Source organism: Chloroflexota bacterium (assembly GCA_026708035.1).
Lineage (GTDB): Bacteria > Chloroflexota > UBA11872 > UBA11872 > UBA11872 > JAJECS01.
The window spans coordinates 47,892-64,629 of sequence record JAPOVQ010000019.1 but is presented as its reverse complement, the minus strand read 5'-3'; the positions used below and the strand labels follow the sequence as shown (position 1 = coordinate 64,629).

At 67.7% G+C, this 16,738-nt stretch carries 11 protein-coding genes; 4 read left to right on the top strand and 7 right to left on the bottom strand.

Annotated features, from left to right (window positions below; genetic code table 11):
• Nucleotides 1-245 precede the first annotated feature (245 nt).
• From OXG33_08950 to OXG33_08940, 3 genes are all read right to left on the bottom strand, one after another.
• Nucleotides 246-1,136, bottom strand: coding sequence for an AAC(3) family N-acetyltransferase (locus OXG33_08950; protein ID MCY4114050.1), 891 nt, complete (start codon nt 1,134-1,136; stop codon nt 246-248).
• 144 nt (nt 1,137-1,280) lie between these two features.
• Nucleotides 1,281-2,129, bottom strand: a complete 849-nt coding sequence (locus OXG33_08945) for a sugar phosphate isomerase/epimerase (protein MCY4114049.1) — start codon at nt 2,127-2,129, stop codon at nt 1,281-1,283.
• Nucleotides 2,129-3,904, bottom strand: coding sequence for a thiamine pyrophosphate-binding protein (locus OXG33_08940; GenBank protein MCY4114048.1), 1,776 nt, complete (start codon nt 3,902-3,904; stop codon nt 2,129-2,131). The genes OXG33_08945 and OXG33_08940 overlap by 1 nt, the downstream gene beginning before the upstream one ends.
• Nucleotides 3,905-4,274: 370 nt before the next feature.
• On the opposite strand from OXG33_08940, the gene OXG33_08935 reads away from it, so the two are divergent.
• Nucleotides 4,275-5,522 carry a DNA repair exonuclease gene (locus OXG33_08935; GenBank protein MCY4114047.1) on the top strand — a complete coding sequence of 416 codons (1,248 nt, stop codon included), beginning with the start codon at nt 4,275-4,277 and terminating at the stop codon, nt 5,520-5,522.
• A complete protein-coding gene (locus OXG33_08930; protein ID MCY4114046.1) occupies nt 5,519-8,512 on the top strand; it encodes an AAA family ATPase in 2,994 nt (997 codons plus the stop codon). Before OXG33_08935 ends, OXG33_08930 begins: the two co-directional genes overlap by 4 nt.
• A gap of 151 nt (nt 8,513-8,663) precedes the next feature.
• Here the strand turns inward: OXG33_08930 and OXG33_08925 are convergent, their stop codons facing one another.
• Complete coding sequence (locus OXG33_08925; GenBank protein MCY4114045.1) at nt 8,664-9,050, bottom strand: type II toxin-antitoxin system VapC family toxin; 387 nt, start codon at nt 9,048-9,050, stop codon at nt 8,664-8,666.
• A 3-nt stretch (nt 9,051-9,053) separates the two neighbouring features.
• Entirely contained in the window at nt 9,054-9,287 is a 234-nt protein-coding gene (locus tag OXG33_08920) for a type II toxin-antitoxin system Phd/YefM family antitoxin (GenBank protein MCY4114044.1), read from the bottom strand.
• 506 nt (nt 9,288-9,793) lie between these two features.
• Between OXG33_08920 and OXG33_08915 the strand changes: the two genes are divergently transcribed.
• A complete protein-coding gene (locus tag OXG33_08915; GenBank protein ID MCY4114043.1) occupies nt 9,794-10,894 on the top strand; it encodes an ABC transporter ATP-binding protein in 1,101 nt (366 codons plus the stop codon).
• A gap of 58 nt (nt 10,895-10,952) precedes the next feature.
• Here OXG33_08915 and OXG33_08910 read toward each other — a convergent pair whose 3' ends face one another.
• Together OXG33_08910 and OXG33_08905 are read right to left on the bottom strand one after the other, a co-directional pair.
• A complete protein-coding gene (locus OXG33_08910; protein MCY4114042.1) occupies nt 10,953-12,347 on the bottom strand; it encodes a hypothetical protein in 1,395 nt (464 codons plus the stop codon).
• Nucleotides 12,348-12,480: 133 nt separating this feature from the next.
• Nucleotides 12,481-16,176: a hypothetical protein gene (locus OXG33_08905; protein ID MCY4114041.1), complete on the bottom strand. Its 3,696-nt coding sequence runs from the start codon at nt 16,174-16,176 to the stop codon at nt 12,481-12,483.
• Here OXG33_08905 and OXG33_08900 point away from each other — a divergent pair.
• Nucleotides 16,169-16,639 carry a hypothetical protein gene (locus OXG33_08900; protein ID MCY4114040.1) on the top strand — a complete coding sequence of 157 codons (471 nt, stop codon included), beginning with the start codon at nt 16,169-16,171 and terminating at the stop codon, nt 16,637-16,639. The genes OXG33_08905 and OXG33_08900 overlap by 8 nt on opposite strands.
• Nucleotides 16,640-16,738 lie beyond the last annotated feature (99 nt).

Genomic DNA, 16,738 nt, shown 5'->3' with positions numbered 1-16,738 from the left:
GCGGACTCCGCCCGTTCTCCGCGGAAGCGTCACGCTCAATTCTCCTGGGGATGCGCTTTCGTTCCCTTTCCTGGAGAAGCGCGCTTTCTCCCCTCTCCTGGGGGAGAGGGGACCGGACCGCGGACCCCACCCTCTGCTAGGGAGGCGCATGATCTTCCCCTCTGCTGCGGTAGCGTGCCTTCTATCCCTTACCTATGGGAGAGGGGACCGGACCACGGCGATGCGCCTGGATGACCTGCCCGCCGCTACCCGTTCGGCGCTCGAAACACCCCCGCCGGATCGACCACGCAGAGCTCGGCGCCAGCGTGGCGGCCCTCGGGAATGGACCAGGTCACGCCGTAGCGCAGCGGCGTCACCCGGCCGTCGACTTTGAAGAATAGCTCCGGATCGGCCGCAAACATCTCGCGGGCGGTGCGTTCCAGGTCACGGGCGCGGACGAGTCGCGCGATGGCATTGCCCACCGCGCCGCGCCGCACCAAGCCGCGCCGCTCCAGGCCTTCGCCCAACCGGTTGAAGTCGTAGCTGCGCTCCGGCATTCCGGGAAAGCTTGGATCGGGTCCCCACGCCTCGCTGCGCAGGGGAACCACTCGACCGTCTGACAAGCGCTGAAGTCCTTCGACGGCGCGCGGGCGGCGGTGAGACCCGATCTCCTGCTCCAGGAAGTGGCCCGCGGTCAGGCTCTGATAGGGCACGCCCAGCAGCAGGAACCACCCGTCGAGGTCGAAGATCGCGCGCATACACGGCTGCGCGTCCCAGCCGTCATCGCCGCCGGCGTCGATGATCGTGTCGCGCAGCGGCCCGATGGCGGCTACGGTCTGCACGATGTGGACCGTGCGGCGCGCCTCCGGGCGGCGGAAGAAGTGGTTGGGAATGGCGCCGGTGGTGACCGGCGTCTCCGCCGGGTCGAAGACGAAGCCCGGCTCGTGGTATTGGCCGGTGAAGGTGGGCGCGACGAGCGTGCCGTCGGGTCCAATCACCGCCAGCAACGCGTCGACCACCGTGTCCGCCGCGCCTTCGACCGTGCCGATGCTGCGCAACGAGCTGTGGAACATCACCAGGCCCCCGCGCGGCAGGCCTAGTTGCAGCAGATCCGCGGTGAGTTCCGAGGCGGTGCGGGTTAGGGGGTCTGACGCCATTGCTGCTCGAGATTTCGCTGCTGGCTGTAGGCTGCCTGCCGCGCTCTCACGCCATGGCGCCAGGTTCGTTGGGCCCGGATTCCGGCCTCCGCCGGAATGACGGACGGGATGCGCACCAATCTCATTACGCGAATGGCCCTCGGCTCAGTCTGTGGCACCTAGCTCGGCTTCGAGCCGACGCATGTGGGTGATGGCGTCGCGGGTGTAGCGGTCGAAGAAGTCGGCGTGGCCGCCGGCGCGAAAGACGGTGAAGGGGTCAGCGGTGTCGGGCAGCAGTTCGAACGCCAGCCAGCCGGTGTAGTCCACCTCGTCGAGCGCCCGCAGCACCTCGCGAAAGTCGGCGTGCCCGTAGCCCGGCGGCAGCCGGTTGGAGTCGGCCAGGTGCATGTGCGCCAGGTGCGGGCCGGCGTGGCGGATGGCGTCGCCGAGAGACGATTCCTCGATGTTCATGTGAAACGTGTCGCCCATGACGCCGCCGTTGGTCAGGCCGATGGCTTCCCAAAGCTCGACGGCTTGCTCCAGGCGGTTGAGGAAGTAGGTCTCGAAGCGCGTCCAGCACTCCAGCGCCACGCTCACCCCGCGCTCGGCGGCGTACTCCCCGGCGGCGCGCAGGCCGTCCACCGCCCAGCGCCACTCGTCCTCGGGGTCGGCCAGCGGCAGCAGCTTCATCGAGGCGCTGGGGCGTCCCACGATGACCGGCGCGCCGACGTCAACCGCCAGATCGGTCAGCGAGTTGAGGTAGGCCAGGGCGTTGGCGCGGATCTCCGGGTCGGGATGGGCGAAGTCGCGGTCGGCGCTGATGACCGAGCTGATCGAGCTGACGGCAATGCCCGCGTCGGAAACCCGGCGCCGCACGGCGGGCGCATCGTAGGTCTCGGGCTGGCCCAAGAGCTCGATGCCGTCGTAGCCGAACCGCGCCACGCGGTCGATGGACGTGCCGATGTCCTCGCCGTAGTAGACCAGCGCGCTGTAGGCGTACTTGAATCGCCGCATCAGGCCGATTCCTCGGGTTGGGGCGCCGAGTATCGCACCTCGGAGCCGCGCGGCATGGGGGCCGGCTCGGAGCGGCCGGGCTCGTACCACGCGCCGGCGATGGGCGGTCGCACGGCGTCGGCGGCGACCACCAGGTCCACCACGCACGGTTTGCCGCAATCCAGCGCCCAGCGAATGGCGTCCTCGACCTCGTCGTGGCGGGTCACGCGCACGCCTTCGCCGCCCAGGGTGCGCCCGAGCTCCGCATAGTCCACCTCGACGCTGTACTCGGTGCCGATGATGCGCCCGCCGAAGTCGGCCATCTGGCCGTCCCGGATGGCGGCCAGCGAGGAGTTGTTGAAGACCAGCCAGACCACGGGCAGGCCCCACTCGACCGCCGTGGACACCTCCTGGTTGACCATGAGGAAGCCGCCGTCGCCGGTGACGGCCACGCAGGCCTTGTCGGGCTGGGCCAGCTTGGCGCCGATGATGGCCGTGGGACCCCAACCCATCGGCGTCCAGCCGCCCGGATTCAGGAAGCGCCCGCCGGCGCGAATGGGATAGAAGGCGGCGAAGTAGTGGGCGTGGTTGCCGGTGTCGACGGAGATGATCGAGTCGTCGGGCAGCACGCGCCGCACCTGCTCGGCCACCCGCAGCGGCTCCATGGGCGTGGCGTCGGGCGGGGTTAGGTCCAGCGAGTAGGCGCCCTTGGCGCGGCGGATCAGCGCGGCGTCGGCCTCAGCGGACGGCCGCCCGCCGAGACGTTCGACGGCCTCGCGCAGGTCGGTGACCACCGCCAGCGCGTCGCCCTCCAGCCCCAACTCGATCGGTCCGGCGCGGCCCATCTCGCGGGCCTCGATGTCGATTTGGACGATGCGGTTTTGCGGCACGAAGGGCTTGCCCTCGGTCCACCAACTGGTGGACTCGTCGGCAAAGCGATAGCCCACCGCCAGGATCAAATCGGCGCGCTCGCGGATCAGCTCGTGCGCCACGGGATGACCCAGCCAGCCGACCATGCCCACCGCCAGCGGGTGGTCCTCCGACACGACGCCTTTGGAGACGAACGAGGAGGCGATGGCCGCGCCCAGGCTTTCGGCCAGCGCGGTGACGGCCTCGCCCGCGCCGGAAATGAGCGCGCCGTTGCCGGCGATGATGACGGGGAATTCCGCGTCGATCAGGAGCTGTGCCGCACGGTTGGTCAGCTCGGCGTCGGCCCGCGGCCGCGCCCGGGCCGGAAACGGGTCCGGATCCTCGGGCAGCGTGTCCACCTCGGCCGCCTGCAGGTCCCAGGGAATCTCCAGACCAACCGGTCCCGGCCGCCCCACCTGCGCCGCCGTGAACGCCTTGCGCACGGCGGTAGGAATCGTGCGCGGGTCGGCGATGGACCACACGCGCTTGGTGATGGGTTGCAGCATCTGCATGAACGCCTGATCCGCCGGCGCCGTGTCCGGACGCGAGGTCTCCTGCAGCTGCCCGCGCCCGTACCAGCGCTGGATGGGCGCTCCCACGATGGCCAGCACCGGGCTGGAGGTGGACATGGCCGTGGCGATGCCCATGATCATGTTGGCCGCGCCCGGCCCCACCGACGAGCAGCACACGCCAACGTGACCGCTGACGCGGGCGTAGCCGTCGGCGATGTGCGCCGCCGCCTGCTCGTGGCGCACGAGCATGAAGTCGATCTGATCGGAGCCGTGAATGGCGTCCAGGATGTTGGTGTTGCCGTGTCCCGGAATGCCGAAGACATAGCGCACGCCGTGGCGTTCGAGCGCGTCGACGAGGACTTCGGCGGCGTTCACGGCGTGGCTCGGGATTGTTGGCGGCTGACGACTAGATTCCTGCCTCCGCAGGAATCTGACAACCGTTGAAGTCTTGAACGGAGGAGTCGCGCGGGTTTGAAACCCGCCCCTACCCTTCAAGGGTCTCTCTGCGGGCGGCCATAAGGGCCGCCATACAGCAAAAGAGGACGGGCAGCCACGAGGGCTGCCCCTGCAGCGAACGGAAGGGGTCCCGAGGCCCTGAAACGCTGACGTCCGCGTAGGGGCGTCCCTAGTGGGCGCCCCTCCCGGTCGATCCGGGCAGCCACAAGGGCTGCCCCTACAGCGAACGCAGCCCGGTGTTGCCCGGATATCCTGTGGCGCGACTCGGTAGTTTGTTGAGCACCCTCGCATGCTGCGCATCGTCCACGCCGCCGACATTCACCTCGACACGCCCTATCGGCGTCACGACGAGGTGGTGCGCGCGCGGCTGCTGGAAGCGGGTCGTGAGGCGTTCGTTCGGCTGATCGACCTGGCGCTGGAGCGCCGGGCCGACGCACTGCTGATCGCCGGGGACCTCTTCGACAACGAGTTGCTGACCCTGGCCACGGAGCGCGTGCTGGTCGACGAGTTGACTCGCGCAACGAGCGCCGGGCTGACCGTGGTCTACGCCACCGGCAACCACGATCCGGGGCGGGCCAACTACCGGGCCATGGGCATCGACTGGCCGGAGGAGCACTTTCACCTGGTCGCGTCGCGCCAGCCGCGGCAGATCGCCATCGAGCGTGAGGGCGAGGTGGTGGGCTGGGTGGTCGCGGCGGGGCACCAGACGCCGCGCGAGGACCGCGACCTGGCGGCCGCCTTTCCGCCGGCGCCGGGGCCGGAGCCGGCTGTTGCGTTGTTGCACGCGCAAGTGATGAGCGCCGCCGCGGCCGAGCAGCATGATCGCTATGCGCCTGCCGCGCTGGACAGCCTGGAACCCAGCTATGCCTACTGGGCGCTGGGCCACATCCACCAGCGCCAGGAAGTGCGGCCCGATCCGCCGGTTCACTACCCGGGCAACGTGCAGGGCCGGCATTTCGGCGAGGACGGCGCCAAGGGCGCACTGGTGGTGACGCTGGATCGCGGCGCGGCGCCCGAAATCGAGTTTGCGGCACTGGCGCCGGTGCGCTGGGAGGTGCTTGAGCCCACCGGTTTGGAGGCTGCGCGCAACCTGACCGACGTGCACTCGGCCGTGCGCGCGGCTTTCGACGCGCGACGGCACGGCGCGCCACCCGATCAAGAGTGGATCCTGCGAGTGGACCTGCACGGCGCCTGTCCGCTGGCGTCGCTGCTCGCGGACGCCGATGAGCGCACCGAGCTGGCCACGCAGCTGCGCGAAGACCTGGGCGTGCTGGACGTGGAGGTGCGCGACCGCGGTTTGCACCGGCCGGTGGACATCGAGTCCCACCGCGACCAGCCCCATCTGCTCGGTCAAACGCTGGTGCTGCTGGAAGAGGCCAAGTCTGACGACTCGGTGCTTGACCGCATCGCGCCGGAAGATGTGGCGGGCGGCGACCGCGGCAACGTGACCGAGCACCGGAAATACCTGCGCGACTTGCTGCGCGATCTGGACGCCGAGGCCGCCGTGCGGCTGCTGCGTGAGTCGGAGTCCGCATGAGAATCGACGGTTGGAAGATCGACGCGTTCGGTCCGATCGCCGGCTGGACGGCGCATGGCTTGGCCGAGCATGGCGTGGTGGTCGTCGCCGGCGACAACGAGACCGGCAAGTCGGCGCTGTTCGAGTTCCTGACCACCGCCTTGTTTGGCTTCGCGCCGGCCACGGCGGCGAACCATCCCTATCGCCCGTGGGACGGGCGCTTTCCGGGAGGCGCGTTGCTCGCCAGCCTGCATGACGGGCGCGGCGTGCGCATTGCCCGGCGCTTGACCTCGCGTCCTCAGGGCTCGATCGACATCGACGGCCAGGCGCTTGATCTGGCAAATCGTCCCGTCAGCTGGGTCGGGGGCCTGGCGCGCGCGGTGTTCACGAACTTACATGCGGTGACGCAGAACGAGGCGCTGGGCTTGGACCTGCGAACCTGGGAAAGCGTCGAGGACCGAATGCTCGGCGGGGCGTCGTTCGACTTCCTGCTGCCGGCGCGCGAGGTGGTGGCGCGGCTCGACCAGGATCGGCAGACGCTCTGGCGCCCCAATCGGCGGGGCCGACCCAGGGCCCTCGAGATTCGCGAGCGCATTCGGGCGTTGGGTGAGGAGCTGCGGCCGGCCAGCGGGCGCCGGGCGGACATGGAAGCGAGGCAAGATCGTCTCGCCGAGATCGCCGAGCGCCTGGAGGTCATCGAGCGCGGACCGCAGGGGTTGCAAGCCATTGAGGTCATGCTCGAACGGGACGCCCTGCTGGCGCCCATCGCCAGCAGGGCGCGCCGCGTGGCTGCTCTCGACGCAGAGGCCGGGTCACTTGTGCCGAACGACGATTTCGGCCCCGATCCGCGGGCCGAACGCGACGAGTTGCGGGAGGCCGCCGCGTCGGGCGAGCGGCGAATCGGTGAGATCGACGACGAGATCGAACACCTAGCTGAGGCGCGTGAGATCGACGCGGCCCACCAAGCAGCGCTCGCTCGCCGCGACCTGATTCTGGAAATGCAGGCCGAGATCCCGCTGCACGTCGAGGACCAAAAGCGCATCGAGCAGATGTCCAGCGAATTGCAACGCGAAGGCGGGGGATTTGCTCAGGTCGCCGAGCGGGTGCTGGACAGGGATCCGGATGCCGAGACCCTCGCGACGCTGCGATCGCTGCGGATTGCCGAATCGCGGGGACGCTTCGAGGCCTGGACGGTGGCCGCTGCGGACGTGGACCGACGGGCGGCGTTTCGGCGGCGTGCGGCGGAAACGGCGGAACGCGCGCAGAGGGACCGCGAGGCGTTGGGCGACGTGCCGGACCCGGCGCAGGCTCATGGGCGGGTGCAGACCCTCCTCGAACTCGATCGGGCCGAGGCCCTGGCAGGCTCCGGCGGCCAGGCGTCGATGCCTGCGTGGCGGACCTGGATCTCACCGCTGGTAGCGTTGGCTGGGATCGCGGCGATCGTGGTTGGAGTGGTGGTGGGTGATGGGATCGTTGCCGGTGTGGGCGCATCGCTGACCGCGGGCGCCGCATGGGATCTCACCATGACCGTGATGATGCGCCGCCGTGCCGGAGGCCGGTTGGTGGCCGCCGAGGCGCTCCGACAGCGCGCGGGACTAGCGCCCGGGATGCACGCCGCCGACGCCCTGGAGGAGGCCATGCGCCAGCGCGACGCGGCCCGGCGCGCGTCCGACATCGATCAGCGGCTTGCAGAGGCCAAGGCGGCAATGGAGGATGCCGCGCGCCGCGAGGGCGAATCCACACTGGCCGCCGACGCCGCGCGCAACGCCTGGCTGGAGCTGCTGACAGGCGTGCCAATTGCGCCGGTGCAGCTGCAGCGCCCCCGGGAAACCCTGCTGCGCGACGTGGAGGAGCTGCGGGAGTCGCTGTCGCGCACGCATGACCTCGAGGACGACCGACTGGCCGTTCAGGAGCGCATCGACCATCGCCTACAGCGGCTCCAAGCGCTGCGAGATGAGTTGGAGCTCGACCCGGCCGCCGATGTCGTGCACGCGGTTGCGGAGCTGGGGCGGAAGCTGGACGCCGCGGCGACGGCCAAGAGCGAATCCGAGGCCGCCGGCGCGGCGATTGCCAAGCTGCGCGACGAGCGGCAAGAGGCGGAGGCGGCGCGGGACTCTGCCGACTCGGAACTCGCACAGCTCGAGGCGCGGCTGGCGCAACTGGACACCGCCGACGCCGATCCCGACGTGGGCCTGGAACGGCTGGAGCAGGCGCGAGAGGCGCGGGACAAGGCGCGGCGGGCGCGCGACGATCTCGACCGCGAGACGCCCAACTGGCAGGAGCGCCTGGCCGAGGCCGACCGGCTGGAAGCGCAGGGCGAGGCCATCGAGCTTTCGGACGATCGCCGGGTCGAGCTGCGGCGCCGCGGCGCGGAGTTTCAGGAGGAAGCGAACGGCCTGCGCGATGAGCGCGGCGGCTTGGTCCGGGACGTCCAGGAGATGGAAAAGCTGCCCGGCCCGGCGCACGTGCAGGGCGCCATCGAGGAGGCGCAGGCGGAGCAGAAGGAGGTCCACCGGGCGCACAACCGGCTGGCGCTTTTGGCGGCGGCGATCTCTACCGCCGAGCGCGACTATCGCGACGCGCACCAATCGCCGCTGCTCGAGGCCGCGAGCGACTATCTCGCCAGCATCACCGACGGCCGCTACGACCGGTTAATCGCCGACGACTCGACGGGCGACGGGGTGCGGCTGCACGTGCGGCGCCGGGGCGAGGACTTTTCCGTCGCCGTGGGCCACCCGCTCAGCCGGGGCACGCTGCAGCAGATCTACCTGGCCTTGCGCTTGGCGATGGTGGACCAGGTGGAGGGCGAGGACGCCGAGCGGCTGCCGCTGTTCATGGACGAGATGTTCGTGAACTGGGACCCGTCACGCACCGGCCGCGGCATGGCCGTGCTGCGCGAGATCGGCCGAACACGGCAGGTGTTCCTCTTCACCGCCGATCCCGCCTGGGCGGAGCGCACGAGCACGCAGGCGGATGCGGTCGTGGTCGCCACGCCAGGGCTCGCCGGGTGAGACCGGCAGGAAAACTCCGAACAGTATGGATCAGATGGCGTGCAGGGGGCCCGAGGTCGTAGCCAGACCTGCCTTTGTTCCAATCCGGCAACTCTGTCCCGGAGCATGCCGTCCGAGGGCGTGCGGACAGGCTAGCGGGGCGGACCGCGCTTCACCAGAGGCGGCGAATGGCGTAGCGGTCGAAGGTGGACTCGTTGGAGACGAGCACGAGGTCGCGTGCGAGGGCCTGGGCGATGAGCATGCGGTCGAAGGGGTCGTTGAGAGGGCCCGACAGCGCGCCGGCGCGCGCGGCTTCCGCGACGGTGATCGGCAGCTCGTCGAAGCCTTGGTCGGCGATGGCGCCGGGAACGTCGGAAGCGATCGGGTCGGCGCCCGGCAGCTTGCCCAGGCGGTGCTTGGTGGTGATCTCCCACGCCGAGGCGGCGCTGATCAGCACCTCATTGTTGTCATCGTCCACCGCCTGTCTCGCGGACCAGGACATCCGGATGCTCCCCTCGTACCACCAAAGGAACGCATGGGTATCGAGCAGCAGCCGCACGTCTCAGCCGCCTTCCCACAAGCGCAGCTCCTCCTCCGGAAGTGGGTCGAAGAAGCTGTCGTCGACCGTAATCTTTCCCTTGAGAGCGCCGAACTGCCTCTTGCCCCGCGGCTTGCACGCCACCAGCCGGGCCACGGGCTTGCCGTTGCGGGCGATGGTGACTTCTTCACCCGCCTCGACCTGCGCTAGCAGGCGCGACAGGTGGGTCTTGGCTTCGTGGACGTTTACCGTGACCATGACCGACTCCTCGGGTACCTCAGCCGTTTACTTGACTAAGAATATGACTAACACCGGAGCTCAGCAAGAATCGGGTAGTGGGTAACTCTGCCTGAAGGTATCCCACAGTGAGCTGTCGGCCAGGGCGAGACGCCCGGCGCCCCCGATTGGGTCGCAAGTGAGGTGGGGCATGGATTCCCGCCTCCGGAGAACTTTGCAAGAGCCGGTAGGGAGGAGTCTGAGACACGCCCGGCCCCGAGCATCCGGCGCGCCTTCAGATTCGACCGAGCTGGATTCCGGCCTCTGCCGGAGTGACGGAGGGGTTACGCAAGGGTCTCCCTTCCCGGGATTGACGGACTCAAAGTCCGCCACTACCGACGCTTTGACGCGGTGGATGCGGTTGGGTAGCGTGCGGGCAAGCCGGTTGGGCGGACCGGTGGGGTAAGGAACGGCTTTTGCCGAACAGTTCTGTCCTTGCCTGACACCGTGGCGCCGCCGCGGGATCGGCAGGGCGGGGGAGCATGCCGATGGCCAGCGTCACGCTTGATAACGTCACGAAACGGTTTGGCGACGTTGTCGCCGTCGACGACGTGTCCATCGAGGTCCAGGACCGCGAGTTTCTCGTGCTCGTCGGGCCGTCGGGCTGCGGCAAGTCCACCACGCTGCGGATGGTGGCGGGGCTGGAGGAGCTGACCGGCGGCAACATCTACATCGGCGACCGTCTGGTGAACGACGTGCCGCCCAAGGACCGCGACATCGCCATGGTGTTCCAGAGCTACGCCCTCTATCCCCACATGAGCGTTTACGACAACCTGGCGTTTGGCCTGAAGCTGCGCAAGACGCCCAAGGCCGAAATTCAGCGGCGCGTGGCCGAGGCCGCCGACATGCTGAACATCAGCGAACTGATGGACCGCAAGCCGCGCGCGCTTTCCGGCGGTCAACGGCAGCGTGTGGCGGTGGGGCGGGCCATCGTGCGCGACCCTGCGGTATTCCTGATGGACGAGCCGCTGTCCAATTTGGACGCCAAGCTGCGCGTGCAGACGCGGGCCGAGCTGATTCGCCTGCACGAGCGTTTGCAGGCCACCGTGATCTACGTGACGCACGACCAGATGGAAGCCATGACCATGGGCACGCGCATCGCGGTGCTGCGGGACGGCGTCTTGCAGCAGTTGGGGCCGCCGCAGGAGGTCTACGCGGCGCCGAGCAACGTGTTCGTCGGCGGCTTCATCGGCAGCCCGGCGATGAACTTCTTCGACGCGCGCATCTCGGGCGAGGACGGCCTGTGGGTTGAGACGGAAACCCTGCGAATTCCCGTGCCGCCCGACCGGCGCGATGCCGTGGCGCCCCATGCCGGCAAGGACGTGATTTTCGGCATACGTCCGGAGAACATCGCCGACCCGCAGTTTGCGGCCGGCGGCGTGAATCACGAGACGACCATCACGGCGACGGTGGACGTGATGGAGCCGCTGGGCAGCGAGGTCATTCTCTACATGCTGGCGGGCTCGGACTCATTCGTCGCCCGCGTCGACCCGCGGACCACGGCACAGGCCAATCAGCCCTTCGAGCTGGCCTTCGAGATGGACCGCATGCACCTGTTCGACCGCGCGACGCAGGAGGCGATTGCGTAGCGCGGGACGAGCCTAAGCGCCGCGGGAAGCGGCGGCGCTCACCTCGGGACTGCGCGGCTCAGCAGTCCCGCAGCCCGAGTTCGTCGAGATCGTTGAAGCGTATGGGCGGCATCCCTTTGGGTAGGCATCCCGTGAGCTGATTGCTGCCACCCAGGAACAGAAGTGTGAGTTTGGAGAGGTCGCTGAAAGCGGCGGGTATTTCGCTCACGAGCTCGTTTGCGCTGAGGTCGAACAGCAGCAAGTGGACCAGGCGGCCCAACTCGGGCGGAATGGCGCCCGTCAACTGGTTTTCCTGGAGCAACAGGTGTTCCAGCCAGATGAATCCGCCCAGCTCGGGCGGGATCTCCCCCGTCAACTCGTTGGCATTGAGATGCAATCTGAGGAGGCCGCGAAGATCGCCGAGCTCCGACGGAATCGATCCGGTGAGTTGGTTCCTGCTGAGCGACAGCTCAACCAAGTTGTAGAGACGTCCCAACTCGGGGGGAATCGTGCCCGTGAGCTCGTTCTCATCCAGACCCAACACCGTCAGGCTGGAGAGATTGCTCAATTCTGGCGGTATGTTCCCACTGAGGCGGTTGCTCTCGAGGACCAGCAGCTGCAGGCCGGACAGACCCCCCAGTTCGCGCGGAATTGAGCCGGTGAGCCGATTGTCGTTGAGCACTAGGAATTCGAGATCGGCAAGGCTACCCAGCTCGGGCGGAATCGAGCCGGTGAGTTGATTGTCGTTGAGCACCAGGTATTTCAGCTTGGCAAGGCTACCCAGCTCGGGCGGAATCGAGCCGGTGAGCTGGTTGTCGTCAAGGGCCAGAGTCTGCAAGTTGCCGAGGCGGGCCAGCTCAGGGGGGATGGCGCCAACGAGCTGATTTGTCCCCAATCCCAAACTTTCCAGGCGGGACAGATTTGCGAGTTCCGGCGGAATCTCACCACTCAGTTGATTCTCGCGGAGGCCAAGCCCGACGAGTTGCGATAGGCGCCCCAGCTCCGCCGGCAGCATTCCTCGAAGCTGATTGTCGTTGAGCACCAGTTCCGTGACCCGGCCGCCGTCGTCGTCCGTCGATATGCCGTGCCAGGTGAAGAGCGGCGACTCGCTGAGCCAGTTGGTGTTGTTGATCCAGTTCGGACCGTCGGTCGCGTGGTAGAAGGCGACCAACACGTCGCGGTCGGTGGCGGGTGCATCGACTGGAATTCGCGCCGATTCCGTCACCGGACTCGGCGCGGGTGTGGCGGTTGGGGTGGGGCTGGGCGTCGCCGTCGTCTCAGGTGCGAGTGTCGGGCTCGGCGTGGGCATCGGTTCGGGCGTGGGAGTTGGGTCTGGCGCCCCGGTCGCGTCGCCGCAAGCCGCCGCCGCCAGCGCAAGGACGAGAATGAGAGACAGCGCGGCGGCGTGAACGGTCGCGGGCAATCCATCCGCGGCGCCGCACGCGCCGTCAACTGTTCGCCGACCCAGGTCCATGGCGACAGGCTTACACAGTCGCGTCTTGCCGTCGTCCTCGCTCGCGCTCCGCCAAATCACCGAGCGGCGACTTCCGCTCGCGCCCGACCCCAGCCCGGCGTGCCGTATTCACACTCGATATGGGGATCGGGATTCAGTTCGGGCCGCAGTTCGGCAGCCCGAGCGAATCCAGGTCGTTGTTCTCCGTATCTTCCAACTCGTCCGGGATGCAGCCCCTGAATTGGTTGCCGCCAAGGCCCAGCCACCGCAGGTTGGCGAGATCGCCAAGAGTGGCCGGCACCTCGCCGACGAACTGGTTGTTCCTGAGGTCCAGGGTTTGCAGCCTGCCGAGGTCTCCCAACTCCGGCGGGATTTCCCCCTGCAGCCGGTTCTCCGCGAGCAGCAGGGCTCGCAGGTTGTCGAGGCTGCCGAAGTGGCGAGGGATCGTCCCGTGCAACTGGTTTCTCGTGAGCACCAGGTCTTGCAGGTTGGTGAGGAAGCTCAGCTCGCGGGGAATCGTTCCGCTCAGCCCGTTATCGCTGAGCCACAGCTCCCGCAGCCTGGCCAGGTCTCCCAGCTCCGGCGGGATCTCCCCGGTCAACTGGTTGGACTCGAGCCGCAACAATTCCAGTCTCGACAGCTCGCCCAACTCGGGGGGGATCGGACCCTTCAGCTGGTTGCCCCCCAGGGAGAGCTGGACGAGGCTGTACAGGCGGCGCAGCTCAGGCGGAATCGATCCACTCAATTGGTTCTCATGCAGATTCAGCACCTGCAGGTCGAGAAGGCTGCCCAACTCCGGCGGAATCTCGCCCTGCAACCGGTTGGCCCCGAGCTCAAGGATTTGGAGACCGAAAAGGTTGCCAAGCTCGGCGGGAATCTCTCCCTCCAGTTCGTTTTTCCAAAGGTGCAGCTCCTTGAGGTACCCGATGTTGCCCAGCTCCGGCGGGATCGGACCGCTGAGGCGGTTCTCCTGGAGCCACAGTTCCTCGAGGACGTAGATGCGACCCAACTCGGGCGGAATCCGCCCCTGCAACTGGTTCGCCCCAAGCGCCAAGATATTCAGATTCGAGAGGCTGCCCAGGTCGGCGGGAATCGCCCCATGCAACGCGTTGTCGGAGAGGCGCAGCTCGATGAGTTCGGCCAGCTGGCCCAACCCGCGTGGAATCCGGCCGCGCAACCCATTCTGGCTGAGGTCCAGGCTGGTGACCCGCCCCCGGCTGTCGGCGACCACGCCGTGCCAGCCGCTCAGCGGCTCGTCACTGAGCCAGTTTGCGTTGTTGGTCCAGTTCGGACCGTCGGTCGCGTGATAGAGCGCAACCAGTGCGGCCCGATCGGCGCCGGATTCGGGCGACGGCGTCACGGTCGGCGGTGGGTCGGCGGCGCTGCAATCCGGTAGTCCCAGGTCGTCCAGGTCGTTGTATTGGATCTTCTGCATCCACTCCGGAATGCACCCCGTCAGCTGATTGCCGCCGCCGAGAAACAGCACTTGCAGCCTGGTGAGGTCGTCGAGCTCGGGCGGTATGGCCCCAACCAGCATGTTCTCGCGGAGCATCAGCGTGTGCAGGTTGGTGAGATTGCCCAGCTCGGGCGGTATCAATCCGGTCAGCTGGTTCGCCGCGAGGCTCAGCGTTTGCAGTCGGTACAGGCGGCCCAGCACCGGCGGAATCGCGCCGGTGAGGTGGTTCCCACGGAGACTCAACTCCTGCAGGCTGAAGAGGAAGCCCAGCTCAGCCGGAATCGCGCCCGTCAGCTCGTTGTTATCCAGCCGCAACCCCGCGAGGCTTCCGAGGTTGCCCAGCTCCGGTGGGATTTCCCCGGTGAGCTGATTGCCGTCGAGGAACAGCGCCCCCAGGCTGAAGAGGCCCTCCAACGCCGGCGGAATTGATTCGGTGAGCTGGTTGTCGCTGAGCAGCAGCTGTTTAAGGTTGGCCAGGCGGCCCAGCTCGGGCGGGATCGATCCGGTGAGCTGATTGCCCTGGAGCAGCAGGTATTCCAGCTTGGCGAGGCGCCCCAACTCCGGCGGAATCGAGCCCGTGAGCTGGTTGTCGTGCAGCGCCAGGAATTTGAGGTTCGCCAGGCGGCCCAGCTCGGGCGGGATTGAGCCGGAGAGCTGGTTGTCCTCAATCGCCACAAACTCCAGGTTGGTTAGGCGACCGAGCTCGGTGGGGATGACTCCAATGAACTGATTCACCCCTAGCCCGAGCCCCTTCAGGCGGGTGAGATTGCCCAGGGCGGCTGGAATCTCGCCACTCAGCGCGTTTTCGCGCACGGAAATACCCTCGAGGTGTGACAGGTGTCCCAACTCCGACGGCAGCTCCCCGCGTAGTCCGTTGCCGTGGAGCACCAACTCCGTCACCCGGCCGCTGTCGTCCGTGGTGACCCCGTGCCACTCGTCGAGCGGCGCCTCGCTGAGCCAGTTGGTGTTGTTCGTCCAATTCGGTCCGTCGGTGGCGTGGTAGAACGCGACCAGCGCCTCGCGGTCCGAGATCGGTTGGGGTGCGGGCGTCGGGGTCGCCGCTTGGACGGTCGCGCTCTCGGGGGGCGCACAAAAGGAAAGGCCGGTTTCGCCAAAATCATTGACGCGTACCTTCCCCAGTTCGAGGGGAATGCACCCCGTGAACTGGTTGTCGCCGGCGAGGTGAAGCGTGACCAGATTCGCAAGGCTGGCGAGCTCGAATGGGATTTCCCCACCAAGCTGGTTGTAGCCGAGATTCAGCCATTGCAGGCTGGCAAGGCGGCCTAGCGACGACGGGATCGCACCTTGCAACTGGTTGAAGCCGAGCGACAGCCACTGCAGATTTGCGAGCTGGCCCAACTCCGGTGGGATTTCGCCGCTCAGCTCGTTGTCCGTGAGATCGAGGAGTTGGAGGCTGCTGAGACGGCCCAGCTCAGACGGGATGGTCCCACTGAGCTGGTTTTGGCTGGCTTCGAGCACCGTGAGGGCTGCAAGATCGCCCAACTCCGGCGGAATAGGCCCGCCGAGCTGGTTATTGCCGAGCGTCAGATGCGTCAACGTTTGGAGGCGGCCCAGTTCGACCGGGATGGTCCCGCTGAACTGGTTCTGGCGGAGGTCGAGCAGCACGAGAGCCGCGAGATCGCCAAGCTCCGGCGGAATCTGCCCGCTCACCTGGTTACTTTCGAGCGACAGCACCTGAAGCTTGGCAAGGCGTGCCAACTCCACCGGAATCTCGCCACTCAACTGGTTCTCATCAAGCACCAGCCCTTCGAGATTGGCGAGGCGGCTCAGCTCCGGCGGAATCGTCCCGGTCAACTGGTTCTCGCTGAGCACCAGCGCTTCGAGGTTGCCCAGGCGGCTCAGCTCCGGCGGAATCGTCCCTCGTAGGTGGTTGCCGCGCAGGCGGAGCTGTTTCAGCTTGGCCAGCCGGCTCAGCTCCGGCGGAATGGTCCCGCTCAACTGGTTCGCACTGAGATGCAGCACTTCGAGGTTGGCCAGTCCGCTCAACTCAGGCGGGATCGTTCCGCTGAGCTGGTTTGCGCTCAGCCTGAGGAATAGGAGGCTGGAAAGGCCGCCCAGCTCAGGCGGGATATGGCCGCTCAATGCGTTGTCGTTGAGCACGAGCTGTTTCAGATTGTCCAGTCCGCCCAACTCCGCCGGGATCACCCCAGTCAACTGGTTGTGGCCGAGCCCCAGCGAATTCAGTTGCGTGAGACGCCCCAGCGCGGGCGGGAGCTCCCCTTGCAGCTGGTTGTCGAACAGCCAGAGTTCCGTGATCCGGCCGGCGGCGTTCGCGGTGACGCCGTGCCAGTCGTTGAGCGGGGCGTCGCTGAGCCAGTTGGTGTTGTTCGTCCAATTGGGTCCATCGGTTGCCTGGTAGAAGGCAATGAGCACCCTCCGGTCGCGGTTGGGAGCAATTGTCGGCGTGGCGGCCGGCGTCGGGGTTGGGTCGGGTGCAGGCGTCGGCGACGGCGCAGCCGTGGGGCTAGGCGTTGGCTGGGGCGTCGGCGTGGGCGAAGGCGCGATCGTGGGCGTGGGATTGGTCCTCGCGGAGGATGGAGTCGCGACCGTGGGCGCTGGCGTTGGGGTTGGGTTGGCCCTCGACGCGGGCGACGCGGTCGGCGCCTCGGCCGGGACGCGCGTGGCAGCGGGCGAAGGCGTCTCAGCCGCAACTGGCGTTGGCGCCGGATCCGCCGGCTCGGCCCTTTCGGCAGGCGCGTCGCCGCAGGCTGCCGCAGCCAGCGCAATGACGAGCGTTAGCGAAAGGGCAGCCGTGCGAACGGTCGCGGGCAATACCGCCACAGCGCCGCGCGCGCCGTCGAGCATTCGCCGACCCAAGACCATGGCGACAGGTTGACACAGGCACGTCTGGCCGAAGTCCTTGCACGAGCCACGCCAAATTACCGGGCGGCGTCATCCAATAGTGGCCGCCCTCGGCTCCAGCAACCCGCCGACG

What these genes read in the sequence shown, in the direction of transcription:
- OXG33_08900 (MCY4114040.1), top strand. Translation starts at nt 16,169, where the DNA reads ATGAGCACCCTCCGGTCGCGGTTGGGAGCAATTGTCGGCGTGGCGGCC.
- OXG33_08920 (MCY4114044.1), bottom strand. Translation starts at nt 9,287, where the DNA reads ATGGTCACGGTAAACGTCCACGAAGCCAAGACCCACCTGTCGCGCCTG.
- OXG33_08935 (MCY4114047.1), top strand. Translation starts at nt 4,275, where the DNA reads ATGCTGCGCATCGTCCACGCCGCCGACATTCACCTCGACACGCCCTAT.
- OXG33_08950 (MCY4114050.1), bottom strand. Translation starts at nt 1,136, where the DNA reads ATGGCGTCAGACCCCCTAACCCGCACCGCCTCGGAACTCACCGCGGAT.
- OXG33_08930 (MCY4114046.1), top strand. Translation starts at nt 5,519, where the DNA reads ATGAGAATCGACGGTTGGAAGATCGACGCGTTCGGTCCGATCGCCGGC.
- OXG33_08915 (MCY4114043.1), top strand. Translation starts at nt 9,794, where the DNA reads ATGGCCAGCGTCACGCTTGATAACGTCACGAAACGGTTTGGCGACGTT.
- OXG33_08945 (MCY4114049.1), bottom strand. Translation starts at nt 2,129, where the DNA reads ATGCGGCGATTCAAGTACGCCTACAGCGCGCTGGTCTACTACGGCGAG.
- OXG33_08910 (MCY4114042.1), bottom strand. Translation starts at nt 12,347, where the DNA reads ATGGACCTGGGTCGGCGAACAGTTGACGGCGCGTGCGGCGCCGCGGAT.